This is a genomic window from Acinetobacter chengduensis (assembly GCF_003664645.1).
GTDB classification, from domain to species: Bacteria; Pseudomonadota; Gammaproteobacteria; order Pseudomonadales; family Moraxellaceae; genus Acinetobacter; species Acinetobacter chengduensis.
Genome location: NZ_RCHC01000019.1, coordinates 47,264 through 70,576, shown reverse-complemented (window position 1 = coordinate 70,576; position 23,313 = coordinate 47,264). Strand labels below are relative to the sequence as shown.

Genomic DNA, 23,313 nt, shown 5'->3' with positions numbered 1-23,313 from the left:
TTCTCTGTTCTCAAAAATAAAAAATAATTTTAAGCACTGGGGGAAAGGCCTTTTTTTTTCGTTCCATTAATGAAAATAAATAAAAAGGGCGATTTTTTGAATAAAATCGCCCTAAAGTGAATAATTAAGCCTAAATTTCTAATATTTTATTCTGTTCAAAAATTGGCGTTAAGTCTTCTAATTTGACAAATTGCTTTGTCACATCCTCAGAAAAAATACTTTTTGCGACTGCTTCTAAATATGCTTCAGCCATAAGTGCAACGCCTTGGCTTGATGCGCCTAAATTCGCGATTAGTGCATTGGCGATTGATTCCGGTGCAATAGTGACTTTAGCTACAGTGGTCATCCAATCAGATCTATAGCTTGGGTTTAAACCTTTATGCATTGGAGGCGCATCAAAATTCCCATAACAGCTAGAGTCAGTTGAAGATCTATAAATGAAGCCCGAGAAAGTATTGACATATTTCCGGCAAGCATCTTCATGGCCGATAAATGACGACCAATTGCCAGTTGCGCCCGAATTTGCCACCGCCCAATAATATTGGTATTGGCTTGGTTCGTTTTTATCCACAACAAAAATTTGTCCGGATATCTGATCTGTAACGATATTAAATTTTGTTCTATCCACCGCGATAGTAAGGGCATCTTTATAGCCTTGCCATTGCTGCATATCTGCATCATTGAATGACTTTAAAAGAGCAGGGGTTAAGTCAATGCTTGCTGTACTTGTTGAGTAGTGAACATTGTTATCAAGTACGGCGCTGTAACTTGCTGTAGTTTCAGTCACAAGGACAGTTTTATCTACTTTCCAGTCAACAGCGGGGATTCCTTCGCTTTTCGTCAGTAGTCCAGTGCCACGGGCTGTATTGAGAATCAAATGAGCAAGTCGAAGGCCTTCTCTATCAGAGCTGGCTGAATGGGCATCTAAAATAAAGCGTTGGATCACTTTGCCTTCAATATTTGCATAGTTATACCCATCTGCAACCATGGTACCGCCCAAATATGTGTCTACTGCCAGCTGTAATTGACCAGTTACAATCTGGCCATACCAGAATGCTTTAAATTCTATGTCAAAAATTGATTGCTCTGGATACATGGCTTTAAGTGCTTTCATGTCGATCAAAACTGCTTCAACGCCATCGGCAGTATTATCTCCGCCCCATGTTAAGAGGCCTTCATCCGTCTGTAATTTTGACCAGCCGACCGGCTGATAACGTGGCGGGTTTATGATTTGAGTCCGTGTGTCTAAATCGCGTCCTCCTTCACTTGTCCAGATATAGCGAATGACAGCATAGTCAAATTCTTTTATTTCGTAGTCGCCTTGGGAGTTCGGCTCATCTGGTCCAGGTTCTGGTTCTGGCTCTGGCTCTGGTTCCGGCTCTGGTTCCGGCTCTGGCTCTGGCTCTGGCTCTGGCTCTGGCTCTGGCTCTGGTATTGGCTCTGGTATTGGTGCTTCGATCCGCATTACCCACATTTCTGTTGCACCAATCTCGAATGCATCTTGCAGGGCAATGTAATCCCGATTTTTAAAATCCTTTCCCAGAATAGCGTCCATTGTGGTTTTGGTAACTTTGAAGGGCTTATTAAATGGGCCACGCTTGAAACTACCTACAAATAAGCACGTGTTTAATCCCTCTATTTCATCCTCATCTTTTTGCTGTTTGGACTGTAAGTATTGAATGCCAGACTGGCCTTTAAGAACATTATCAACGATCATTTAAACTGTACCGTGTGTAGAGATAGCAACATTCTCCCGCACGGCAACTAGCTCATTTAAAAACGTTCCAGCTTAAGATTCCAATGAGTCACTGGACACATTAGAACGCTTTAACAGATAAAACACTGTATTGGATCTCCAAAGCTTATTTAGCTTTGTTGGTATATTGCTATCATTCAAAATTCGCGCAATAGCGCCGTAACTCTTACCGCTTTCAAATAGATTCCTGATGCGTAGGATAGTGAGTGCTTCGGCAATATTAATTACCAAAGTGTCATCCACTCTATCGTAGCCGTAAGGTGTAGGGCTGTATGCTTGATTGCGAGACTTTTTGAACTGCATGGCCAACTTGGTGCGTTCTGCGGTTTGGTCGCGTTCAAACTGATTTAAGACGGCCAGCATGTTAAAAATCATTTTCCCACTGGCGCCAGTAGTGTCGATCTTCTCACTAAGGCTTACTAAATCTGCGCCTGCATGTTCTATCCGCCTGCTGATTTGAATAGTATCAACGGTATCACGGCTGATACGGCTTAAGCTGTAACAAACAAAGGCCATGCCTTTTTTGACTTTGCTTAGTGCCTGCATCATGCCATCACGCTTGCTTAATGACGATCCGCTGATGCCTTCATCGCTATACACATGCACCAGCTCATAATCGTTGAGTGATGCCCATGCTTCGATTTTAGCTATCTGTGCGTCAAGCGAAATACCTTCCTCTACCTGCTTATCAGTCGAAACACGGACATAACCAATCGCTTTAGGCATTGGCTTGCTCCCGGGTCGGTAATAGTTGGTTTTTAATCTTTATCTAATTTCATTGAAAAGCCTTGCTCATGAGCAAATTTATTCAGCAAATCGATAACGATTTCTGTCATTGATCCATAATCACTTACATTAGAACGTGAATAAACGTTAAGCCAAGTGTGCAGTTCTTTGGGGATCTCGCAATTTAGGCGTTTTAGCTCTAAATCATCAACGTCATGGATTTTGTGAAATTCCATAAAGTTTTTAAAGTTTTTACGTTTACGCTCAAAAGCCGCTTGAGCTTGTGGAGTGATTACAGGTGTCGCGTTAAAGTCTTCGCCCTTACCAGTAATTAACGTTCTTGCCCGCTGTTGGCGTTCGCCAAAATTGGGAGCCACTTTTTTAGTATTTTTCTGTTGTGTGTTCATTGCCTAGCCTTTCAGTTTTGAAAATATTTCATCAAGTAATGTGTTCATTTCATCAACCGCCTTTACCACTTTTGGCGAGATATCATGAATTGTTACACCGGCGCCGACTGCATCCGGGTACGCTTTACGCATGCCTAAGCTACTTTCTAGCATTGGGCATCCGTATTGATCCGCAATGCCTTGGCGCATGACTTGATGGTTGTCATTGTGGGATTGAAATTTATTAGTCATTACAAAGTAATTAAGATCAGGTATTTTTTCTTTTGCCTCATCCATTAATTCAAGTGTTAAACGTAACGCTCGAATTTCAATTAAATCTGTGTTTACTGGGATGATAACCAGATCACTTACAGCAACGCCCACACGTGTCATATCGGCTAGACGTGGTGCTAAGTCAGTAACAATAAAATCTACTTTCCCGTCAAAATGTTCTATAACGGCCATTAGATCTTCAGCCCTAACTGCTGTAGCCAGCTGAAGGTTTTGTTTTTCGTAACCAGTATCGAACCAATCTGAAAGTGAAAATTGTGGACTATCGGCATCAATAGCAGCAACAGTTTTCCCCGCTTTTAGTAATGCTCCGATAATGTGAGCAGAGATAGTCGTTTTACCGCATCCGCCCTTAATCTGTGCAAGCGTTATAACTTTTGTATTTTTCTTTTTGCTCATTTATTCATTTACTCATTTGCGCATTTACTCACGTTCACTGTAATTCTATAGGTTAAACGGGAATAAGCAATACAGGAAACCTATAAAATTATAATTAAATGTTTAAAAAATACGCAGACTTAGGCTATTTAGCTGGTTTTTGTTTTTTGTTCTACAGGTTGATTAGCATTGTGATTGCTTTTTCTTTTGTTTTTTAGTGATACGAATAGGAATTGAATGCTTATACTGCTTTTGATACAAGATAGATAAATAAAAAAAATAAAATTTAAAAAATGCTTTTAAAAAAAGGCTACGCCTTTTTTCTTTATTAAGTATGTTTATTATATATGTTTATTAAGCCCCTCTGTATGCCTTGCCACATAAGGCTTTGAGGCACTTCTGTGAATCCACTCATTTACATCGGTGAATCAATCCATTTACATCGGTGAATCAATCCATTTACACGACTATATTTTAATCATATTTAGAAAAAACACTCTATAGCATTGATTTTAAAAGTAAATAAAAAAACTATAGGTTATTAAAAACTCCGCTCATTTACACGGTGTTTGAATCACAAAATTATTAAAAGATCATGGCTTAAATTTAAAGATATTTTTTTAACAATTTAGTTATATTTTTTAATGTTTTATATTTGGCTCTTAACTATTAAAAACTCCACTCATTTACATGAAGTTTTTAAACATATTAATTCTATTAAAAACAATAGCTTATACTGTTGTTTGCTGGGTTAAAAACTCCACTCATTTACACGAATTAAAAAATCAGCAATTTTATTAAAAACTCCGCTCATTTACACGGCGCCGTATTTATAAATAAATATATTAATTATCAATGATTTATGGCTATTGTGCGATTATTAAAAACTCCGCTCATTTACACGCAGTTATTTTTTAATCGACTTTCTATAAAAATACCGATATTTGACTATAAATTATTCACTAATTTACTATTAACCTAAAGGTTTTCATCTGTTTAGGTCGTGAATACCCTTGTGAAAATCAATTAATTTACCTGCTTAATGTAAAAACCTATAGATACTATGTGTATTTACGTTTGTTTACTTATTGAGTAACTATATTTCTAAAGGTATTGCATAAGTTTTCATTGTTCTCTATATTTGAATCATAGGCACACCCTCTAGGATTCACACAAATGGAAGTAAAGCCAGCTAATTTTCGATTTACGGGCTCAGAACTGGTCGTAAAAGATCTTGGCTTTATGCAATCGGCATACTGTTTAGATATTACCGAGCTAAGATTGGTTGCTATGGCAATCATCGTATTGCGCCGCAATGGCGACAGAGCAGAATTTAGCTCGACAGTTCCGGTAACTTTGCATGCGAATATGTATGCTGATTTATTTAATACTAGCCGTCAGAATGCTTACCAGACTTTAGATAGTGCTGCAAAGAGCCTGCATGAACGCCGTATTAATTGGGTCGATACTTATGAGGAAGCGACAGACGGCCGTAAGAAAATGGTTAAAGCAGAACGCTTAAACGATTTGCGTTGGACTTCGCAGTGTAGCTATGTTGAATCTCTGGGCTTAGTGCAGTTGTGTTTTTCTCCGCAAATTATTCCCTTCTTGATCCATTTAGATGGGAACTTCGCCGGGTATGAAATACGGAACTTGATTAAGTTAAAAACCTCTTATGACTTCCGAATGTATGAACTGGGTGTTGCATGGAAAGCGGTTGGTGTTGCCGTATTTTCTAAAGAGGATTTGCGCCATCGTTTAGGTGTGATGGATGAGAATCAATTTAAGACGGCCAGTAACTTTGGCCGAATGCTGAATGCTTCACTCGACAAAATTAACAATGAAACCGACTTAACAATGGCGTTCGAGCCGAACTATGCTGCTAACGTTGGATCAAAGGGACGTCACGTTAAATCCTATACGATGACAGTTAAAATTAAAAAACAGCAATGGCTTCCACAAAATCACAAATCAGCTATTACTGACGTGCCAGAAACCAAGCCAGCAAAAAAGAAAAAAAAGGCCACGCCTTCCCCGGTACAGAATGATGACAACGATGACTTTTTAAATGGTTTGGGTACCAATGAGGGGTTATTCGCACGCTCAGCTCCGGTACAAGCTCCGGCACAAGCTCCGGCACAAGAAAGTTATCTGCGTGATGAGTCAGAACGCCCGTGTGGCCTCGTACGTTTAAACGGTTGTTTGCAATTGTGGCCAAATGAGGATGGGAGCTGGAACTATGAAGTTTTATTACAGCACCTTAATACAAATAATTTCCAGATTATCGGAATGGAAACCATCCCAGAGGACTTGCTCCGCTTAACAGATGAATTTGAGAAATACTCAAAACGTGATGAGCGTCTGGGCCTTGAAGTGGCCAAAAATGTGATTAACCAAAAAATTGCTAAAAATGTTCGCCGTGGCCAAGTGAAAGCAAGTAGTGCGACACATGAAGATAACCGCCGTGTTCGTAAGCACTCACACATTCATTTAACAGACAGTCAGTTAAATCAAGTGCTGAATAATTTAGAGTTCCGCTCTCGTTATGCACCACAAGGTGAGGGCAACCCGGTAGCTATTAACCAATATTTAAAAACATTACTTTCAGGTGATCTTCAGAAGATCCCAGACTTGGATGATTATTTTAGCTTTAGACAGGTTTAAGCCATCCAAAAATAAAACCCCAGAGCATTCAAAATCTGGGGTTTTTTTTGGCCATAAATAGGGTTTTGAATTAAGGTAAAACGTCTATTTCAATCATCTAGGATTATTTAAGTTCAAGTGATTTCTGAAGTAGACGCTCAAAAAGGTCTATTTGATTGTTTGTGCTTACTGGTGTACGTGAGCCGATAAATTCATAATCTGAATGCGTGCCGGGTATGATCGAATACTTATTTTCAAATACACGGCGGGCGTGACTGGCTTCATCAAGCTCAAGGGCAAATTGTAGGTACACATCATCGCAACGCTTTTTCATAAGCCATTGCTTGTAGCTATCAGGTACCAATTCGATTTTTTTACCCTTGTGCTCACCAAATGGCATGCGGGTAGGAATACGACAGTGCAATGAATGCTCGTAGAGTGCTTGCATACTGTTTTTAAATTCTTTGGGGATGATGGCCAACAAATGATTGAATAGGGATGCCGTCAGCTGGACGTCTGTAATCGCGCTGTGAGCACTTTTGAGTGCTTGGCGTACCCTTGGCTTATCCTTGGCCAGAAAATACGAAAGCACGCTTATGCTGTGCGCTGGTGCTTGTGGTAAATAACGCCGTGCTAGGGCTAAAGTGCAGATAGGCTTAAGTGCTTGCTGAATACCGCCACGTTTTAGCACCCGAATATCGTAATCAATATTATGGCCAATAATATATTCGGCCCCCTCCCCTAGCTGAAATTCGGTATATGCAGGTTGATTGCATACGTCTTGGTCCAGGATGTGGTGCACGGCCATCGCCGTAATATCAATTGGTTCAAGTGGGTTATAGAGTTGGTTGAATGCACTATTCAGATATATTTTTGCTTTTCCGCCGGCCAAGGCCAGCGGAATGTATGCGATTTCAATTGCACGTCCTTCCAGTGCGTGCGTTTCTGTATCAAGAATAATTGCCGTTTCGTTGGTAATTACCATTTTGCTGGCGTCTGCTTTGTTGCTGTGATTGCTGGTTATTATTCATTCCCTGCTGGTTGTGGTGTGGTTGCTGATTGATCACTTGTTGCTCTTGGAGAAATTTGCTAATGCTGTTCATAGTCGATTCAAAAGCACTTGCAGGTAGTTCATTTAAGCTATTAACGCTGTGTTTAGCTAATAACTTTCTAGGATTCCAGCCACCTTGTTTAAAAGCGTTTTCAAGTATTCCGACTTGTTGTTGTGTGATCCGTGGTTCTGCTTGTTGCGTGATCCCAGCTTCGGCAAGCCCTTGCAAGGTTGCTTCATACATAGGGATAGTAAAATCCCCCAGCTTTTGTACATTGAAGTGTTGAAGCAGGTCGGCAATGTTTTGCCCAGATTGGTGAAGCAAGCCACCTAAATGTTGTTCTTGATCCCGGGTAATTTTTGCTTGGTTATCTGTGCGTACAATTGAATGACGCATATTTTGTTTACTGTTCGTATAGTCAGTATTACTGATTTTGTCGTGTACAGTTGAGTCTGGATCATCACAAACAGGGATACAGAAAATTTGAAAGCATGCACACTTGAACGCCATAGATAGTGCTTTGGCCGTTCCTTTGTCGCCGTGGTCGGATGCTTCACCGAATACCGTAATACTATGTTTAGATCCGTCCTCGCATGAGCTAAATGTATATTCAACAGTTAAGAATGTTTGATACTGAATGCTGAACTTAGTTTGTACAGCTTCACGCTCTTTCTTTAAGCAATTAACACCAAGAACAATTCCATGCTTGCCAAATAAAGGGCTTAAAAGATTGTATACGGCGTCAATGCCACGTGCTTTGTATAGTTCCTTCCCTGATTTATCGATAGCAGGTAGATCTTTAGCAAGCCCAGTTTCGCTGATTTCCATTTGCATAGCTGACAATGCTTTAAGGATGTGAGGCGCGTTGTTGGTTGATGTCATGGGGTGGACTCCCTTTTAAATTAATATATTTGTTGGTTACTTGTTTGCGCATTTACTCATTTGAGTAAATGATAAATTGCGCATTTACTCATTTAAAGAATTGGCTTTAAATTTTTCGTTAAGTGCTTGATGCTTTTCAAATTGAGCAACAGCTGTAGCATAGCGGTTCGGCATTTCTTGAAAGCCGATACACATAACAACAAGTAGAACTGCAATGAGTGAGGTGATCCCAGCACCGAAGCATGCTTTAAGAATGAAGCGAATAGTTTTCTCAAAAGCATTTACTGTTTTAGTATCTGCAACTTGGTTCGCCGTACCCTGAATAATGTAATTAGATTTCATCTTAATACCGCCGTTTTTATAGATTACTGTAATTCTATAGGTGTAATTTTATAAAAGCAATAAAAACTATCGTAAAACTATAGGTTTTGTCATTTATTTATTTGCGTAAAAAACATACCAAAAAAGTGGGTATCATCATTAAAAATGATTTTTGATAATAAAAACCTTTAAACGGTAAATGATTTAGATAATTGTGACGCTTTACGTCACAACATGACGTATTTAAACCCAATTGTTTGAAAAAAACCCATACATGAAATATGGGTTAAATTTAAAAAGTGTTTTTAAGTAATTATTCTTATTAATAGTAATTTAGTACGGCAAAGACCATGCCTAGCACTTGAAAAAGCTGTTCTTCTTGTTTGTTTATGTCTAATACAAAGCTTTCATATTGATCATCTAACGCATTAACTCGAATACTACCCATTGGCATGTTGTATAGCTGGCGAACTTGAATAATTCCGCCGTGAGCAATTACATAGCTAAGGCCATCTTCAATTAGCGTATGGGATTTATCAAAAAATACCGGGCTATCTTCGTTGATTAAGTTGCCAAGGCCCTTATCTGGCATAGGGATATAACGCGCATTAAAGAAGTTGACTTCACGTTTGCTTAAAGCGCGTATATCAAGCTGGACGTGGGGTGCAGGCTTTTTTATTAAAACACGTGGCTTAATATTAACGTAAGTTTCAAAGTCCTCTAGTAGAGGGACGTTTACAAGTGACGTTGCATCCGTTTGTTCTGTACTTGCGATACCAGTAACAAGCCACTGATAGTCTGTGTTCAAAACTTTGGCCAATGTTTCTGCGCGTTTTGTTGACTTGATCTTGCCTTGTAATAAATCACTAAGGGTCGGCTGAGAAAATTTAACTTCTTTAGATACTTCTAAAGCAACTTTCGACTGAGATAGGGGTTGATTACTAAATGCGTAATTTAACCTCTCTGTGAAAGTTAGTAGTTGCGGATAGATCTCATGTTGTTGATTCATTGATTTACCTATATTTCTATTATTAAGTGATCGGTAACGGCCGGTCATTGGTACATACCTATAAGTTTACATTGTAAATATAGCTTTTAAAAATAAATTATCGGCATTTACTATTGTGCAAAACCCATATATACCTATAATAAAGCTATAAATCTATAGGTATTTTAATGGAAACCGATAAAATGGCAGTGACTTTTACTAACACATACAAAAACGCTATCGATTCGCTGGGTGGCCCGGCCGCAGTTGTGGAGTTGTTCGGATGGAGTCTAAGCATTGTCTACAAATGGCTTGCGGGCAGTGCGATGGGCTTATCGTATGCACTTTGTATTAACGCAAAAATGCCTGAGTTCTCACTTAAAAGCCTGATTGGTTATGAGTTGGAGTGTGAGCGCATTTATATAGAAGTGCTTGCGCATTTTGGTAATCAAAACCTAACAGCTAAAGCTCTGGGCGTTTCTCAATTCACTGTGCATACATGGTTAAAGAGCGGCGGCCGTATTTCGTTATCAAAAGCTGAAAAGCTAGAGCAAATCACCGGGGGGAGATTTCATCCTTCCGATTTCAGTCACTTAAAATAAATGCAGGGAATCGTTCATGTCAGATTTATTGCGCCGTGAATTTTTAATCAAAGTTCTTATGACAATTGGTATTCATAAGCTAGTGGCTTTTACTGGGCTAAAAGAAAATCAAGTGCTTGATATGAGCACTGGTTGCACAGCTATATCAGATTTAGCCATTGAATGTGTTTATCAAGCTTTAGCTGAGTGTGCTTAATGACTAAAGAATTGTTTGTTTCGATTGTATCGGCGCGTGATAAGCAGATTACACGTGCTCAAATGCAGGGATACTGGGAACGGGGAATTGAAGCTTTATTGCCAGCCCGTATTTTTGAATACATCAAGTTGGATCTTTGGCGCATCCCAGAGATTTATCATGCGTATATATCGCGTTTTGGATTCTCCCCTATGGTTATTAATCATGAAGGCTTTAAGCGTTTGTTGCTTGAATTATTGATTGATGGCCCACGCTATATGAGCGAGTTACATAATTTCTTTTCTGTGCCTGCAAAAATGCGTATGGAAGTAATGGAAGAATTAATTTTATCTGGTGCGGTAACTTATAGTTTTTGCCCGGTGGGTAATTCGATTCTTTATAGCCTGAATTGTCAGAAGCGTTTACCTAAAAAAATTAAGCGTCAAATTGACGCCGTAATAGGTGAAGGTGAAGTCTCGCTTTATCACTTGTCAGTGCATATTGGTGAAGTGGATTACTCTTATTTGTGTGCGTGGTTCCGTGACCTGATTTTTCGCGGTTCAAATGAATATGCTATTTCATACAGTGAAACACGCCGGGCTCAAGTCAGACGAATTTTGCCAGTGGAACGGGCTGGCCAATGACTAGCAGTAAAGGCAAAAATACTCAAATCGAATTGCGCTATGAAATGATTAAGACTAACCGCTTAATGAAAATGCGTAATAATAGTTGTGCCGGTAATGCTTTGGCCAATATGCCTGTAAATAGATCCGATGCTTTGTATAGACAAGCATATAAGGGAAACGGCTTAAGTTACCTGTTAACGGGTCGCAAAGTATTAAGCTCTTGGCGTATTACTTTTGAAACAACGGCTGTTGATCGTGATACTGGGGAGTCTGTATTGGAGCCACATATTGTATCTTTTGAAATAAAAGAAGTATGTTCGCTTGGGTTGTCTATGATTACTGTGTCAAAGCACTTTAAAGAAGCACTTGGGCCAGAGCTGGATAGATTGAACTTACACCCGGTTGAAATCAATGTGACGATTCGTAGCTTTAAGGCTAAATGAGTAATTTAACAAATGAGTAAATGTGTAAATGAGTAATAAAGAGTATGCCTTAAGTCAGCTTGGACTAACCAAAGCCGAGGCTAAAAAAGTGATCAGTAATAAACCTGCATCTGATTTAGAAGTTTTTTATATGCCAGAAATCCGCCTCTATTACCGCAAATCTATGGATAAACGCAAAAATGCGTCTGTCTATTGCTTGCAGATAGACAAGTGGCGCACATCGGCGCGATATAACACTGAGCTAGATGACACAAGCATGTTTATCCCAGTAAGCAAGATCGAAAGCGCGTTACAAGGCTAATAACCTACCTATGCAGATATAAGCCGGGTTAATCCCGGTTTTTTTTAATGAGTAATTGCTCAAATGAGTGAAAAGAATGGATTATGTAGAAATGATGGGTAGTTTTGATCGGGTTTTAGATTTGGCACCATTGAGTACGACTCATTGGCATATCGAAAACAATAAGTTTGTACGAATGGGTTGTGCTGTTGTTGATGGTTATTTATCACTGAGCATTTTGCGCCGTATTCGTAGCCAAGCAAAAGCATCGTTGTTGGTTAGCAGTTCAAAATTAAATGAGATTGTGTCTTTCGCACCAGTAGGTGCCGATGCCTATAGTATGAAAAGCGGTAAATATATTGCGACTATAGGTGAGCACTTTTATCTGGTGGCCACAGACGGCAAGTTGTCTAAAGTTGTTTGTGCGTCCGATATTGCAGAACTGATATATATGGATCATGCGAAAACATACACAAATAAAGCGAATTAAACTGTTTGATTAAAAAACAGCCCGATAGGCTCAATCGGTCGAAACACAAAAAACCAAGGCGCATCTAAACTCGCACTTGGTTTTTTTTATAGCTGTTGAAATAGCAATGTATGAAATTTTAGTGGGAACGGCTGTCTTAGTGGCTTGTCTATATACACAACACCGCATGCATAAACGAGAAATTACTAAATTAGAATCGAAATTGTTAGAGCTGGATGTGCGTATCGCTGCGCGTATTGAAGATCGATTGACTGTAGTTGAGCAAGACATGCATAAGATGGAAATTCGATTGATCAATACGCAGAACGTGGAAGACCAAAAGGATAAAGAATAATGAGCTTAAAGAAGCGTGGTAAAGGGGTGCGCCCAGCATCCTTAGAGGAACTGTTGCAGTCTAAAAATAAAAACAAAGGGGTGAAGCCAGCCAATAGCCTAAGTCGAGGTAAAACCCCTATTTCAAGCATCGGTTTAGCATTGGAAAAGCCTCGCCGTATGTCTCCAAAGGAACGCGAACGCATAGCCCTTGGCCAAGGCCCTTCAGAAGATGAAATCCAGATGCGTGTCATTGACTGGGCAAAAACAGTTAAATGGAAAAACACGACTTTAAATGAATATCTGCATCACTCACCGAACGGCGGGAAGCGTAGTAAGTCAGAAGCAGGTCGATTTAAGGCAATGGGAACTAAAGCCGGATTCCCCGACTTATTTCTAATTGTTGGTGTTTCTCCATTCAAGGGCTTGTTTATTGAATTGAAATCAGCGAAAGGCACAGTGACAGATATACAGCGCCAATATCACCCTATGCTCATTGAGGAAGGCTATCGCGTAGAAGTGTGTTTTAGTGAGCAAGGGGCTATATCACTGATTAGCAATTACTTGGGTTTAAGATTAAATGAGTAAATACACATTTGCTCAAATGTATAATTTAACAAATGTGTAAAGTTTTAAGATATTGTATTTAAAGGTGTTGTGTGGCTCAAAACAGACAAAAGCGTGATGAGGAACTTCAGATAACTATTGGCAGAAATCTGAAGATAGCCCGGCAAATGGTGGCACGTCTGTCACTTAAGCAGGTAATGCTGAAGGTTTGGGGTGTTCAAGACAGAAAAAACAGAATTAGCGAAATTGAAGGCGGTATGCGTATGCCATCGCCGTATATCTTGGTTCGTTTAGCCATTTTGTATGGTGTAAGTCTCGATTTTATTTTTGGCCTATCAAGTGATATTGAGCGTGATATAGAAAGCTCCAGAGCGGGGCAGATTACCCAAGGCCTGCGGGAAATTGCTATCGATACAGTTGATCGAATCGGCTTGTTGATGGCCAAGCAAGTTTCTGTCATGCCACGCATGGAAGCAGTAACACTAAAAGATCAATCGCTTGAACTGATCTATTTTTTACGAAAAAACCTGCCGGCCGAAGTTTTTAATGAGCTGGAAGTGCGAAATCAATATATCGATTTGTGTAATCAGGTTGAGAACTCATGCAGAACAATTGAAAGCATGATTGCTCGTCATAGTCGAATCTTAGAGCTATCTATTCTGGATCACATTAACAAAACGGATAGTTTGATCGTCAGCGAGTTTATGACTGACCACGCTTTAAAAATGGATCATCCACCAGAGGTCAAAGAGTACCGACCAATAGGCACCGATATCAATGTTGAGGACGGCGAATGGAATGATCAGCCGTTGGGCCTTGACACCGACCTAGAGACTGGTCGAGGGGATAATGTCTAAGCTAAAGTTTGACCCTAAAATTTGGTTTTTTCTTAAAGCGATCTGGTGCGCCGTACCTGAAATAACATTCAAAGAGCTATGCGCCGCCGTATCTGAACTAACCAAAAAAAAGACACCCTCCCCCGATTCTGTACGGAAAAAGTGTAAATCGGAAAACTGGACTAAGAACGTGCGGGATTACTGCCGCTTGGCGGACGGTTCACTTGATGCCGTTAAGTGCCGGTTGTTTGATGAACTAACAAAAGAATTTGAGCAATTACAATCAGATATATCTGATACACATACCGGCACTAATAGTAAGTTTCTACCGGCAACCGGCATACACGGCTTTGAATTTGAGGCCCTAAATAATATAGCCTATAGAAATAGAAAAACTATAGACGTGTTAAAGGAGCATCGACAGCGTACGGGTAAAATAGGACAGCTACTTGATGGCAGTATGGATTGGATGTATGAGGCCAAAGAGGCTGTACTAGCAGACAACCAAACAGAAGAACAAATGGACGCCGCACGGCGCAAATTTGGCTTGCTTGAAACAGTAGTTGATAAGATAGAAGTGTTTAGTAGAACTGCAAAAAATCTGATGCAGATGGATTTTGCTTTATTTGGGATCAACATTGACGATACGCGTGATAGTGATACGGCGGATCGTGTAAGTGCTATTCAAGATGACACAATCTTTGATAATGCGCGTAGTGCGTTAGACAAGCAGTATGCAGACATTGAGAAGCGTATCGGCTGGATTGAGGCGGGTGAATTTGAACAGCAAGTGCTAAACGAAATGGCTGAGCAGGCCAGAAAAGAAGAACTTGAAAGTGAGCAGTTTGACGATGATGAAGACGGGGATCAGGACGTGGAAGACGGGTGAAATATACAGCGTTAAATGTCGTTAACAAAAAAATGTTAAGTAAATTTAACATGATATTTGTACTTAATTGATTGTATGGGTAATTCTGTACAGTAATGCAACGTGTAACATATTTAAACTAATTTTGGTGATTGTTAACTCATAAAACTAAGTAAAATCATGTAAAATTTTGCTAATTTGTGTGTACTGCAAATCTAAGAAAACTTTCTAATTAAGTGATGAATCACAAGATCACAAGATAGAAGCAATCCAAGGAATAAGCACTTTATGTTTGATATCTACAGCCAGCGCGGCGATGTTAAGGGCGAGCTGGTTTTGCGTGAGGGCGATTCGTTTGTATATAAGAATACGCAAATTGTTACTGAAAACGGAGTTGAGAAAATTCCTTCAGGACAATCTTACATGGTAGTAATTGGCGACAGAGAGCCCGTAGACGTGGAATTTGAGGGTGAACATGGCGCAGGTGATGGCATTACAGACGCAATACTTATTGAAATGTTGATACACAGAAATAAGATGCTTTTAGATGCTGAATATACAGAGCAACGAGCGTTAGCGATTCGCTCATTGCAGTTAGCACTGGACTCCTTGCAACATAACGAAGTAGCATAAGAGTTCACTTAAAAAAGCCGGGATCATAGCCCGGCTTTTTATGCGCCGTATCTGTATTGTGCAAAACATATTTAATATAAGTTGAGGTTTGGATTGTGGGTTATTTAAAAGAAAATGAAGCATTACAAGATAAAGTGGATGCACTGGACTTGTCTGGGGTAGCTATCGGTAGCATTTCTTATCTGCCGGCTTTGGATAGTAGTCATGTGCCGGAGTGGATCGGTGAATTTTTGAGATATGCACATAGTAGTGATATTTCCCGCTTAAGTGAAAGCTGGCCTGCAATGGAAGCTGTATATAAAAGTTTTCAAGAGTGTAGCTCACGCGATGAGGCTGGATTTTTACAGGAATTGGCAATCGATTTAAAACATGATTGCGACTACCCTTTTTTTGTAGGGCTAAAAGTATGCAAAAGCATTTATTCAGTTAATCTGGATGAAGATGGCAACGTGGCTGGGTGTGGGTCTAGCTGGTCTTCATATAGTGAAACTGCAATATTGGCCATGAGTATGGAAGATGCTATCGAGCAGGCAACAGCACTGGGTATGGCTAACTTAAAAGATTGGCACTTTAAAAATGCAATTGATTGAGTAAATGCGCATTTACACATTTAAGTGTATGGGATATATTGTGCTCACTAGGAACCGGTGGCGCTCAAAACGTCTTCGGTGAGAGACTTGAATCATATACACAGGGTTGTCTCTGGTGTTTAACGGATCACCGATAACAGAGAGTCTGTTACTTAGCCCAACTAAACCGGAGAGCTCCAAAGGCCTTCGGTTTTTTTATTGCTTAATTGTTAAATTGCGCATTTACACATTAATAAGATTATTATATAGTTCGCTCACAGCACAGGCGTTCACAGCGCATCTGGCTGTTATGCAAAGTACATTCGATGCGAGTAGGTCAACCTAACAAGTTTAATAGAAATTAATCATGAGTTTGTGCTGTTGTGGACAGTGGCATTAACTTCTTTGCGAGAGAATCCGGGTAGAGCAAACACTGCCCGGATTTTTTTATTTGCGCATTTACACATTTAACGGATTGTTGTATATTGCTTCGCGTAGTACAGGCATTCACAGTGCAATTGGCTATAAATAATTTAAATACCGCGTTTTTGTAGTACATAAATAAATGATTGAGAGAATTAATGTTTTTTTGATCGAAGCCTTAAAAAGTTTTTTGAAATTTTGAAAATGTTGATAATAAACGCGAAAACCGGAGAGCTCCAAAGGCCTCCGGTTTTTTAATGCTTAATTTTTCATTTGCTCAATTGCGCATTTACACAATTACTCATTTATATTATATTCACGCCGTCAGCAGGTAGGAGCACAGTCAATTGCCTATCTGTTGTCGGCATTAAGATAGGCAGTAAGTAATACATCACTTACTGCTTTTTTTTGGCTGGAACAAATATAAAAACGCATACGGCGCCTGCTTAAACTGCTTGCATACATATTAACAAGGGTGCCGATATGGCAATTCAAACAGATGCACAGGGGTTTTTAGTCGGTGAACGCCGATTAGTCGAACTGCGTAAAGGGCTGGATAATGTTCATTCTGATACAGCGGAAATATTAGCGCTTCTTAAGTCACAGCTAATTGAGCTGTCTAATCAAAATGCACGGCAGAGGTTCCAGACCAACAAGTTAAGCGATGCTATTACTTCAGCAATCAAAACCAAGCCGACTGTTAACGTTACTGTAAATTTATCAGACAAAATTAAACCGACCCGGCAAACAGGGGCGGGTTCACCCCCGGCGACTGGGCAGGGCAGTGCGGTGGCCACTGGTGTGCCAAACAGAGCAACCAAAGCCACCACAAAAACTACAGTCATACAAGAGGCAGACAAGGCAGGGGCGGGCGGTAATGCTAATCGTGGTGCTATCCCGAAGACAAAGCAAACTGACAGTAGTACGGCGTCCAGTGAACGCGATGCACGCGGGCGATTTGTTAGCTCAGCCAGCACGGCCAATGAAAAAGCTATTGCTTCAGCGTTTAAGAATCTCAGTGCAGGCGTTGGGGGTGTGGATGCATCAAGCATTGACCCTACAATTGATGCCGTTCGCGAACTAGGCTCATTATTAAGTCCGGCCAAGGGTGCATTCAAGCTCATGGGCCGTGGTGCAATGTGGCTGTATAAAAAAGGCAAGCCCAAACGAAATGAGGAACTACCCAGCGAACAACGTAACCACAATACAGAGGTTGAGCGGAATAACTCAGAAACACGCAAGCTATTTAGAAAGTTAATTGACGCCGTAAACCGTCAGCGTTCACGTGCTGGTGGCCTTTTTGATGGTTCCCGCATTTCAGTACCCGGGCGTAATGGTAAAAACGGGCGTAATGGTCCAGGTAATACCCCTACCCCGGTACCCGGTCGTGATGGCAAAAAAGGCGGACGCCGTACTGGTGGGGCTGAAAAGATCCTTAAGGCTGGGCGAAAACTTCCTCTAATTGGGGCCTTGGTGGGTGGCGGGTTACTCGCATCGAAATGGGCTGATATGGATGCCAAGGAGAAAGGGGGAGGGCTTGGCTCAATGGCCGGTATGGGCTTGGGCGGTTTAGTTGGTTCAGCACTTGGGCCAGTGGGCGCCGTAGCCGGTGCGACTATTGGTTCGGCTGTAGGCGATATTGTCGGCCAAAAAATTGGAGGCTGGACGGAACGGCTCCAAGGTCAGGACATTGGAGGCACAATTGTTAAGAGCTGGAATACTACGCTTGATGGCATTAACAAGATGGTTAAGGATGGCTGGAATAGTGCAACCAAGATCGGCTCTAATATTGCGTCAGTGGGCGGTTTTGGTTTTGGCGGTATGATGCTGGCCAGATACTCCCGAAATGGCAGTGCTGGCAATTCTGGTGGCACTGGTGGCGGATACGGCGAGGGCTTAAGCAATACTAGCGGTGGCACATCCAAAGAAAGATTAAGCAAAGAGGCGGATTACAATCAATCGGCTGTCTACAACTCGCTTATTAAAGCTAAATTTAGTAAGTCTCAAGCTCAAGCATTGACTGCGGAAATTGGGCGTGAAGGTGGGTACTCAAGCGACCACTTGTATGGCACACATACAGACAGAGCGAATAACTTAACAAACATAGGAATGATTAGTTGGCAAGGTGAACGCGGAAAGGGCTTGCGAGATCATTTAACCAAAAGAGGCGTATTTAAGGATGGTCGAATCATCCCCGGGCAGGCCGCTTTAGACGCTCAAGCCGAATATATGAAGATGGAAATTGATAACAATCCTCTTTATGCACCAACCAAGGCTATGTTTGAGAAAAACCCAGATGCAGATCCAGAGCAATACTCTAAGACGATTGGCAAAAACTACATTGGGTGGGCTTATGGCCAGAAACGGTTAAAAAGCGGTTTGGCTTTTCCATGGGAAGCACACGATGCACGGCGCCGTGGTCATTTAAAAAGTATTCAGAAGAAAACTGAAGGTGTTGGCCAACAGGCATCCAAAACACCAAAAGGCAAAATAGTATCGGTAAATGCGGTATCCACGCGTACAGCCAGTAAGCCCTTATATGTATCTAACTATCCAAAAGCCACAAAAGTTGAGGCAGTTGAAAAGCCAGACTTAACGCGCCGTACTGATACCAAGTCAGAACAATCGGGAATGATGGCCAGTGCTGGAAACGGCAGTATTTCGCAGGTACCAGCCGACCGGGATATAGCACATGCGATTACAGGAGGACTGGGCATGAGAGCACAAATCGTATAACCAATAGATAAACCGATAGAAAACCCCATTAAAACGGGGTTTTTTATTAAGTATAGATTAATAAATGAACGTTTAATCGTAAAACTATAGGTTTTTCTAAGAAAAAGCTATAATTCTATAGGTTTTTATTTATAATGCGCCCTATAAGATTACAGCTAAATGGGGGCGATTATGTCAAGACAAACAAATAACGGGTTTTACGTGCATAACGATTTATGCTTGCCGGAGTTATCTAACTTTGAAAGAAACGTTTTGCGCGTTGAGATCCTTCTGCTTAACAATAGCAACGGCTTTTTTAAGAGCCACATTGAAAAGTATTTAAGCAGTGCCAGCACATCGGTTGATGAGGTTTTAACGGCATTGGGTGCCAAAGAATTAAATGGCTTTTGGGTACATCCGCACTTTTACCACAATGTCCGTGATGGCTTTATGTCATATAGAAACAATTCGTTTGGTAACTCTTATGAGGAAGCTAAAATCATTGTTAGCCAAGCTATTGAAGAAAATAGCGCCGTACCATTGCACCGTCTTATGCGTGCTTTAAGGCTTCACCATCCACAAGACTTGTTGCAAGTAATGCGCATGATCTTGCGCGATAATTATGACCGCTTCACATGCCACGCCGTAAGTTGTTATATGTTTCGCCACTTTGGCCACATTCATCAAGTAATTTAAATTGAGTAAATGCGCAAATGCGCAAATGAGTAATTGCACATGAAAATGGATCTAAAACAGCCCTGCAAAGACTGCCCATTTAAAAACGATCTGAGTTACCAGCGTGGCTGGCTTGGCAAAGAGCGTGCGGAAGGGATCATTAATGATCTTTATGAACTCGACCTAAGCTTTCCGTGTCACAAGACAACAGACGGCGATATGGATGAACAGCATTGTGCTGGTGCAATGATCTTGATGGAACGTACAGAGCGTGCAAATCAGCGCATGCGCATAGCGGAGCGTTTAAACGTGTATGACAGAAACAAATTAAAAATGGATGGCCCAGTGTTTGACACACCAGAGCAGTTTATTAGCTGGCATGCAGGTAGCGAAGTAGTGACGGAATATCAATTGCGTAAAGCCCGTGCAGAGGCCAAGGAAATTGAAAAGCCTGCTGAAGATATTCCCACGGAGCTTGATGCTAAAAAGCAGGCTTGGCGGGAGCGTAAAAACGAACAGCTTAAGGGCTTCATTAATGATCTAAAAGCAAAGGGCCTGCCAGATGAATGAGCATATACAGCATTTTCTGTTTGCTATCAGCATAGAGCGGGGCAATGCCCGGTATAGCGTAATGGCGACCAGTCAAGCCAAAGCGCAAGAGGAAGTTAGTCGCTTCTTTGCATTCGATCCAAGTTTCAAAATCAACAAAGTTAAAGCGTTTAAAACGTACATGGGGAAGTAGGATGAGTTCAGGATTTTTAAGACGTCAAAATAATCGCAGTCAAAAAGATACGGCGTCTTTTGGTGCACCTATCGTACGTTTATCTGAAAAGGAAGCAAGCTGGGAAGTCGAAGCTGTAGTGGCCAAAATTACTGCTGGCCATTTCACCCACTATGCAAAGGGTGGCTTTTCTCGAAAGGATCAATCAATGGTGAGTGCAATGCAGGTTGCACACCGTTGTGGCGTACCAATGAATACGTGCTTGCTTCAAATTAAAGATCCACGCATTGAACAAGCTGTCGTGGATGCGGGGCTAATTGTGATTAGCCCTAGCACGCATCGAATCAAGCAAAAAAGCCAAGGCATAAGCGTTTGGAGAGCTGGGAATGCTCATTAATTTAACTGGAATGTTGAATGACGGCGCGAATCAGCGCCGTATTAACCCGGCTTTAGTCATTGGTGCCAAAGTCCACTGCATACCAAGTGACATTGATTTAATTATCTCTGATTTCAATACGGCGCAAAACGGCACTATTTGCGCGTATAAGCTCGGTTGTTATGTTGACGTAGCAATGGAAAGCGGGAAGTCGTACACCCTAAATATAGATCTAGTAAGCGCGTGTGAGGCGCATTAAAAATGGCTGTAGCTAAAAAGCGAAATAAAAAACGTGATCCACATGCAATGCGCAAAATGTATCAAGCCAAGTCAGAGCAGGTACAGACACTAGACATGACGTTTTGTGTAGATGCTGTCGATGAAAACTTTGCGAAATGGCACGCGGAAAATAAAGAGCTAGACCTTGACTATGCACCTAAGTCTATTGCGTACGATAACTATGAAGGCGATTTAATTATTTGCCTGAAAAACTTGCTGATACCGCTTGTACAAGATTGGCATATAAGCACCGTGTCTTATTACTTTTGTGAAGGTACCGGCAGTATTCTGGAAATACCTGCCGAAATTAAAGTCACTCAAATGGAGTTTGAGGAATTTCGTTTTGGTGCTGGCCAAACAAAAATTGATCGTGGCCACGGCATTAAAACCCGTTGGAAGGGCGTGCTGGCTGAGATTAATGCAATTGTTGATCCCAAGGTGCCAGAGGGTTATCTGTATGCGCAGACGCAGGCGCATTTAACTGTAGATACGGCGTTTAAAAATGCAGAGAGCTTTTTATATTTTCGCAAAGCCAAAAACTTGCGTGCACTGGGGCAAGCGATATGAGGGACCGCTTTTATTTAGCTTCAGCACATGGCAATACCGGGTCAAATATGGTGTGGCATTGTCATAATAAGCGTGGCTATCACACTAATCTGGTACTAGCACACACGTTTACGCGTAAAGAAGCGCAAGAGGAATTTAACCAAGGGATCTGCCAGCCTGTATCTGCTGATCACGTAGACGCCTTATCTATCTGGAAGGTAGACCATCAATACATCCCGTTTGAAACAATTCTGTCTGATGATGTGGATGCCTATGTGCTGTTTCAGGCAAAAAGGCATGATGGTAACGATGTGTATTGGATGGATGATGAGCTTTTTAATTCATCTACTGATTTTAGTAAGGCATCTGTATATACAAGGGATCAAGCAGAACGCTGTACAAGAAAGAATAAATCGCTTGTTGCTATTCCGTATAGCGATGCAGACCAAGCTAAGCGCCGTGTATTTGAGGCCAGATTATTTAATCCGCGAATCATGGTGCAGGGTGCTGGCCTGCGGATACCTAAAGCCGTAAAGCTTTTACGGCGCCGTGTCAGATCCCCAAAGGTACGCTTTAATTGCCCAAAATGCGGAAAGTTAAATTGGCAACATAACCCTTATGATTTTGAAGTGTGCAAGCACTGTGACCACATTGGAGACTAACCGTGCTATCACGGCATGGATAAAATATTTATGAATAACGAATTATTTGAGATTGAATATACAATGCTGGCAAGTGGTATATACGCGACCTGCGGGATAAAGCGACCGGGGATTTTGCAAAGTTTTGGTATCAATCTGGCTATGGTTGCAATGCTGGCCAGTTTTTTAGCTTTGAAAGCAAAGAGGCTGTATTAAAGCGTATAGGTGGTTGTGTGTGGTATGAGCCATGGTATGCGCCGTATGTTGATTCGCTGGGAGTTAAGGCAGTGCCTAAAGAAAGTTTTAGCCGTGATGATGAAGCACGAATGATTGAAGCGGATGGGGTGAGTAAATAATGAGTTTAAGTCAGTTTGAAGAAGTATTTAAAAGCTCGCAGGCGTACACACATTTATGGATGGGTAAAGCCTTAAGCCATGATGATATTTTTGAACGCCTTGATGGTAGTCAATATGTCATTGATGAGGTTGAATCCGCTCATATTATGTGGGTGTTATGTACAAGCAAATTGCAAGACAGTAATACTGAAGTTGCGCAATTGAATGAACGCTATCTAGGGAAGATGCAAGAGCAACAAAATCAAATAGCCGAACTTCAAGATACGGCGGAAAAGCTCAAAGATAAGTTGCAGGCATTATATGGCGCAGAGCCTCAAACCCTTAAAAATGACTGCATGATTGATCAAACTTGGTTTTTAAAGGGCTCACCAGTAGAGGCGCTAATTAAATATGCAGAAGACACATATAAAGCAATGACAGTGGCACAAAACTCTGCGATTACGTTTGGTACAGACGACAACGTAATATGGTGGGCGCATGACGTTCCCTTTTATGGTCGCGTGCAATTGGAAAAATTTGTAGAGGGTGGCTTGGTTGAATGGGATATTTTCTTTAATGAATGCTGGCAAGGCCCATTTAACACAAAAGAGCGGGCAATCCAGCACTTAGAGGAATGTATCGCAGAACAACGCAGTGAAATGAGTAATTGTGCAAATGAGTAATTGCTCAATTGAGTGATTACTAACCAGCAGGTAGCAACCAACCAATACACAATAAACGCCGTGCAATGTTGTACGGCGTTTTTATAGGTGATCCA

Annotated in this window: 31 protein-coding genes; 23 read left to right on the top strand and 8 right to left on the bottom strand. The window is 41.1% G+C overall.

Annotated elements, in window-relative coordinates; translation table 11 throughout:
- Positions 1-130: 130 nt before the first annotated feature.
- From D9K81_RS14910 to D9K81_RS14895, 4 genes are all read right to left on the bottom strand, one after another.
- Positions 131-1,717, bottom strand: a complete 1,587-nt coding sequence (locus tag D9K81_RS14910) for a hypothetical protein (protein ID WP_121523603.1) — start codon at positions 1,715-1,717, stop codon at positions 131-133.
- Between the two features lie 72 nt (positions 1,718-1,789).
- Positions 1,790-2,482, bottom strand: coding sequence for a recombinase family protein (locus tag D9K81_RS14905; RefSeq protein ID WP_121523601.1), 693 nt, complete (start codon positions 2,480-2,482; stop codon positions 1,790-1,792).
- 32 nt (positions 2,483-2,514) lie between these two features.
- Entirely contained in the window at positions 2,515-2,889 is a 375-nt protein-coding gene (locus tag D9K81_RS14900; RefSeq protein ID WP_121523599.1) for a hypothetical protein, read from the bottom strand.
- A 3-nt stretch (positions 2,890-2,892) separates the two neighbouring features.
- Positions 2,893-3,558, bottom strand: a complete 666-nt coding sequence (locus tag D9K81_RS14895) for a ParA family protein (RefSeq protein WP_121523597.1) — start codon at positions 3,556-3,558, stop codon at positions 2,893-2,895.
- Between the two features lie 1,155 nt (positions 3,559-4,713).
- On the opposite strand from D9K81_RS14895, the gene D9K81_RS14890 reads away from it, so the two are divergent.
- Positions 4,714-6,201, top strand: coding sequence for a replication initiation protein (locus tag D9K81_RS14890; protein WP_121523595.1), 1,488 nt, complete (start codon positions 4,714-4,716; stop codon positions 6,199-6,201).
- Positions 6,202-6,304: 103 nt separating this feature from the next.
- On the opposite strand, the gene D9K81_RS14885 is transcribed toward D9K81_RS14890, so the two are convergent.
- From D9K81_RS14885 to D9K81_RS14870, 4 genes are all read right to left on the bottom strand, one after another.
- The gene (locus D9K81_RS14885) at positions 6,305-7,165 is read right to left on the bottom strand and encodes a 3'-5' exonuclease (RefSeq protein WP_121523593.1); all 861 of its coding nucleotides are present in this window, start codon (positions 7,163-7,165) and stop codon (positions 6,305-6,307) included.
- Positions 7,131-8,114 (bottom strand): ERF family protein, encoded by a 984-nt coding sequence (locus tag D9K81_RS14880; RefSeq protein ID WP_121523591.1) that lies wholly within the window; start codon positions 8,112-8,114, stop codon positions 7,131-7,133. The genes D9K81_RS14885 and D9K81_RS14880 overlap by 35 nt, the downstream gene beginning before the upstream one ends.
- Before the next feature lie 84 nt (positions 8,115-8,198).
- Positions 8,199-8,456, bottom strand: coding sequence for a hypothetical protein (locus D9K81_RS14875; RefSeq protein ID WP_121523589.1), 258 nt, complete (start codon positions 8,454-8,456; stop codon positions 8,199-8,201).
- Between the two features lie 301 nt (positions 8,457-8,757).
- The gene (locus tag D9K81_RS14870; RefSeq protein ID WP_121523587.1) at positions 8,758-9,444 is read right to left on the bottom strand and encodes an XRE family transcriptional regulator; all 687 of its coding nucleotides are present in this window, start codon (positions 9,442-9,444) and stop codon (positions 8,758-8,760) included.
- Between the two features lie 167 nt (positions 9,445-9,611).
- Here D9K81_RS14870 and D9K81_RS18690 point away from each other — a divergent pair, with 167 nt between their 5' ends.
- The 22 genes from D9K81_RS18690 to D9K81_RS18685 all read left to right on the top strand — a co-directional run bounded on the left by D9K81_RS18690 (position 9,612) and on the right by D9K81_RS18685 (position 23,218).
- Positions 9,612-10,025, top strand: coding sequence for a Cro/CI family transcriptional regulator (locus D9K81_RS18690; RefSeq protein ID WP_235831049.1), 414 nt, complete (start codon positions 9,612-9,614; stop codon positions 10,023-10,025).
- 16 nt (positions 10,026-10,041) lie between these two features.
- Positions 10,042-10,221 carry a hypothetical protein gene (locus D9K81_RS14860; protein WP_121523585.1) on the top strand — a complete coding sequence of 60 codons (180 nt, stop codon included), beginning with the start codon at positions 10,042-10,044 and terminating at the stop codon, positions 10,219-10,221.
- Complete coding sequence (locus D9K81_RS14855) at positions 10,221-10,844, top strand: hypothetical protein (RefSeq protein ID WP_121523583.1); 624 nt, start codon at positions 10,221-10,223, stop codon at positions 10,842-10,844. Before D9K81_RS14860 ends, D9K81_RS14855 begins: the two co-directional genes overlap by 1 nt.
- Positions 10,841-11,269 (top strand): hypothetical protein, encoded by a 429-nt coding sequence (locus D9K81_RS14850; protein ID WP_121523581.1) that lies wholly within the window; start codon positions 10,841-10,843, stop codon positions 11,267-11,269. The genes D9K81_RS14855 and D9K81_RS14850 overlap by 4 nt, the downstream gene beginning before the upstream one ends.
- Before the next feature lie 28 nt (positions 11,270-11,297).
- Entirely contained in the window at positions 11,298-11,570 is a 273-nt protein-coding gene (locus tag D9K81_RS14845) for a hypothetical protein (RefSeq protein ID WP_121523579.1), read from the top strand.
- Between the two features lie 76 nt (positions 11,571-11,646).
- Positions 11,647-12,039, top strand: coding sequence for a hypothetical protein (locus D9K81_RS14840; RefSeq protein ID WP_121523577.1), 393 nt, complete (start codon positions 11,647-11,649; stop codon positions 12,037-12,039).
- A 121-nt stretch (positions 12,040-12,160) separates the two neighbouring features.
- Positions 12,161-12,373 carry a hypothetical protein gene (locus D9K81_RS14835; RefSeq protein WP_147433943.1) on the top strand — a complete coding sequence of 71 codons (213 nt, stop codon included), beginning with the start codon at positions 12,161-12,163 and terminating at the stop codon, positions 12,371-12,373.
- Entirely contained in the window at positions 12,373-12,939 is a 567-nt protein-coding gene (locus D9K81_RS14830) for a VRR-NUC domain-containing protein (protein ID WP_121523573.1), read from the top strand. Before D9K81_RS14835 ends, D9K81_RS14830 begins: the two co-directional genes overlap by 1 nt.
- 71 nt (positions 12,940-13,010) lie before the next feature.
- On the top strand, positions 13,011-13,775 hold the full coding sequence (locus D9K81_RS14825) for a helix-turn-helix domain-containing protein (RefSeq protein ID WP_121523571.1): 765 nt from the start codon (positions 13,011-13,013) through the stop codon (positions 13,773-13,775).
- Positions 13,768-14,643, top strand: coding sequence for a hypothetical protein (locus D9K81_RS14820; RefSeq protein ID WP_121523569.1), 876 nt, complete (start codon positions 13,768-13,770; stop codon positions 14,641-14,643). The genes D9K81_RS14825 and D9K81_RS14820 overlap by 8 nt, the downstream gene beginning before the upstream one ends.
- 267 nt (positions 14,644-14,910) lie before the next feature.
- Complete coding sequence (locus tag D9K81_RS14815) at positions 14,911-15,255, top strand: hypothetical protein (protein ID WP_121523567.1); 345 nt, start codon at positions 14,911-14,913, stop codon at positions 15,253-15,255.
- Between the two features lie 95 nt (positions 15,256-15,350).
- Positions 15,351-15,845, top strand: coding sequence for a hypothetical protein (locus D9K81_RS14810; RefSeq protein ID WP_121523565.1), 495 nt, complete (start codon positions 15,351-15,353; stop codon positions 15,843-15,845).
- Between the two features lie 885 nt (positions 15,846-16,730).
- Entirely contained in the window at positions 16,731-18,983 is a 2,253-nt protein-coding gene (locus tag D9K81_RS14805) for a phage tail tip lysozyme (RefSeq protein WP_121523563.1), read from the top strand.
- Positions 18,984-19,154: 171 nt separating this feature from the next.
- Positions 19,155-19,658 (top strand): hypothetical protein, encoded by a 504-nt coding sequence (locus D9K81_RS14800; RefSeq protein ID WP_121523561.1) that lies wholly within the window; start codon positions 19,155-19,157, stop codon positions 19,656-19,658.
- Between the two features lie 39 nt (positions 19,659-19,697).
- Positions 19,698-20,207 (top strand): hypothetical protein, encoded by a 510-nt coding sequence (locus D9K81_RS18595; RefSeq protein ID WP_207667519.1) that lies wholly within the window; start codon positions 19,698-19,700, stop codon positions 20,205-20,207.
- A gap of 173 nt (positions 20,208-20,380) precedes the next feature.
- Entirely contained in the window at positions 20,381-20,755 is a 375-nt protein-coding gene (locus D9K81_RS14785; protein ID WP_121523557.1) for a hypothetical protein, read from the top strand.
- Positions 20,745-20,993 (top strand): hypothetical protein, encoded by a 249-nt coding sequence (locus D9K81_RS14780; protein WP_121523555.1) that lies wholly within the window; start codon positions 20,745-20,747, stop codon positions 20,991-20,993. Before D9K81_RS14785 ends, D9K81_RS14780 begins: the two co-directional genes overlap by 11 nt.
- A 2-nt stretch (positions 20,994-20,995) precedes the next feature.
- Positions 20,996-21,580, top strand: a complete 585-nt coding sequence (locus D9K81_RS14775) for a hypothetical protein (RefSeq protein WP_121523553.1) — start codon at positions 20,996-20,998, stop codon at positions 21,578-21,580.
- The gene (locus D9K81_RS14770) at positions 21,577-22,221 is read left to right on the top strand and encodes a hypothetical protein (RefSeq protein WP_121523551.1); all 645 of its coding nucleotides are present in this window, start codon (positions 21,577-21,579) and stop codon (positions 22,219-22,221) included. Before D9K81_RS14775 ends, D9K81_RS14770 begins: the two co-directional genes overlap by 4 nt.
- Before the next feature lie 30 nt (positions 22,222-22,251).
- The gene (locus tag D9K81_RS18450) at positions 22,252-22,416 is read left to right on the top strand and encodes a hypothetical protein (protein ID WP_171406948.1); all 165 of its coding nucleotides are present in this window, start codon (positions 22,252-22,254) and stop codon (positions 22,414-22,416) included.
- A 17-nt stretch (positions 22,417-22,433) separates the two neighbouring features.
- Positions 22,434-22,556: a hypothetical protein gene (locus tag D9K81_RS18790; protein ID WP_268916022.1), complete on the top strand. Its 123-nt coding sequence runs from the start codon at positions 22,434-22,436 to the stop codon at positions 22,554-22,556.
- Positions 22,556-23,218 carry a hypothetical protein gene (locus D9K81_RS18685; protein WP_235831048.1) on the top strand — a complete coding sequence of 221 codons (663 nt, stop codon included), beginning with the start codon at positions 22,556-22,558 and terminating at the stop codon, positions 23,216-23,218. Before D9K81_RS18790 ends, D9K81_RS18685 begins: the two co-directional genes overlap by 1 nt.
- Positions 23,219-23,313: the final 95 nt, after the last annotated feature.

Bases quoted from the DNA above. Each gene is read 5' to 3' on its own strand.
- D9K81_RS14910 (WP_121523603.1), bottom strand. From the start codon at position 1,717: ATGATCGTTGATAATGTTCTTAAAGGCCAGTCTGGCATTCAATACTTA.
- D9K81_RS14905 (WP_121523601.1), bottom strand. From the start codon at position 2,482: ATGCCTAAAGCGATTGGTTATGTCCGTGTTTCGACTGATAAGCAGGTA.
- D9K81_RS14900 (WP_121523599.1), bottom strand. From the start codon at position 2,889: ATGAACACACAACAGAAAAATACTAAAAAAGTGGCTCCCAATTTTGGC.
- D9K81_RS14895 (WP_121523597.1), bottom strand. From the start codon at position 3,558: ATGAGCAAAAAGAAAAATACAAAAGTTATAACGCTTGCACAGATTAAG.
- D9K81_RS14890 (WP_121523595.1), top strand. From the start codon at position 4,714: ATGGAAGTAAAGCCAGCTAATTTTCGATTTACGGGCTCAGAACTGGTC.
- D9K81_RS14885 (WP_121523593.1), bottom strand. From the start codon at position 7,165: ATGGTAATTACCAACGAAACGGCAATTATTCTTGATACAGAAACGCAC.
- D9K81_RS14880 (WP_121523591.1), bottom strand. From the start codon at position 8,114: ATGACATCAACCAACAACGCGCCTCACATCCTTAAAGCATTGTCAGCT.
- D9K81_RS14875 (WP_121523589.1), bottom strand. From the start codon at position 8,456: ATGAAATCTAATTACATTATTCAGGGTACGGCGAACCAAGTTGCAGAT.
- D9K81_RS14870 (WP_121523587.1), bottom strand. From the start codon at position 9,444: ATGAATCAACAACATGAGATCTATCCGCAACTACTAACTTTCACAGAG.
- D9K81_RS18690 (WP_235831049.1), top strand. From the start codon at position 9,612: ATGGAAACCGATAAAATGGCAGTGACTTTTACTAACACATACAAAAAC.
- D9K81_RS14860 (WP_121523585.1), top strand. From the start codon at position 10,042: ATGTCAGATTTATTGCGCCGTGAATTTTTAATCAAAGTTCTTATGACA.
- D9K81_RS14855 (WP_121523583.1), top strand. From the start codon at position 10,221: ATGACTAAAGAATTGTTTGTTTCGATTGTATCGGCGCGTGATAAGCAG.
- D9K81_RS14850 (WP_121523581.1), top strand. From the start codon at position 10,841: ATGACTAGCAGTAAAGGCAAAAATACTCAAATCGAATTGCGCTATGAA.
- D9K81_RS14845 (WP_121523579.1), top strand. From the start codon at position 11,298: ATGAGTAATAAAGAGTATGCCTTAAGTCAGCTTGGACTAACCAAAGCC.
- D9K81_RS14840 (WP_121523577.1), top strand. From the start codon at position 11,647: ATGGATTATGTAGAAATGATGGGTAGTTTTGATCGGGTTTTAGATTTG.
- D9K81_RS14830 (WP_121523573.1), top strand. From the start codon at position 12,373: ATGAGCTTAAAGAAGCGTGGTAAAGGGGTGCGCCCAGCATCCTTAGAG.
- D9K81_RS14820 (WP_121523569.1), top strand. From the start codon at position 13,768: ATGTCTAAGCTAAAGTTTGACCCTAAAATTTGGTTTTTTCTTAAAGCG.
- D9K81_RS14815 (WP_121523567.1), top strand. From the start codon at position 14,911: ATGTTTGATATCTACAGCCAGCGCGGCGATGTTAAGGGCGAGCTGGTT.
- D9K81_RS14805 (WP_121523563.1), top strand. From the start codon at position 16,731: ATGGCAATTCAAACAGATGCACAGGGGTTTTTAGTCGGTGAACGCCGA.
- D9K81_RS14800 (WP_121523561.1), top strand. From the start codon at position 19,155: ATGTCAAGACAAACAAATAACGGGTTTTACGTGCATAACGATTTATGC.
- D9K81_RS18595 (WP_207667519.1), top strand. From the start codon at position 19,698: ATGAAAATGGATCTAAAACAGCCCTGCAAAGACTGCCCATTTAAAAAC.
- D9K81_RS14785 (WP_121523557.1), top strand. From the start codon at position 20,381: ATGAGTTCAGGATTTTTAAGACGTCAAAATAATCGCAGTCAAAAAGAT.
- D9K81_RS14780 (WP_121523555.1), top strand. From the start codon at position 20,745: ATGCTCATTAATTTAACTGGAATGTTGAATGACGGCGCGAATCAGCGC.
- D9K81_RS14775 (WP_121523553.1), top strand. From the start codon at position 20,996: ATGGCTGTAGCTAAAAAGCGAAATAAAAAACGTGATCCACATGCAATG.
- D9K81_RS14770 (WP_121523551.1), top strand. From the start codon at position 21,577: ATGAGGGACCGCTTTTATTTAGCTTCAGCACATGGCAATACCGGGTCA.
- D9K81_RS18450 (WP_171406948.1), top strand. From the start codon at position 22,252: ATGAATAACGAATTATTTGAGATTGAATATACAATGCTGGCAAGTGGT.
- D9K81_RS18685 (WP_235831048.1), top strand. From the start codon at position 22,556: ATGAGTTTAAGTCAGTTTGAAGAAGTATTTAAAAGCTCGCAGGCGTAC.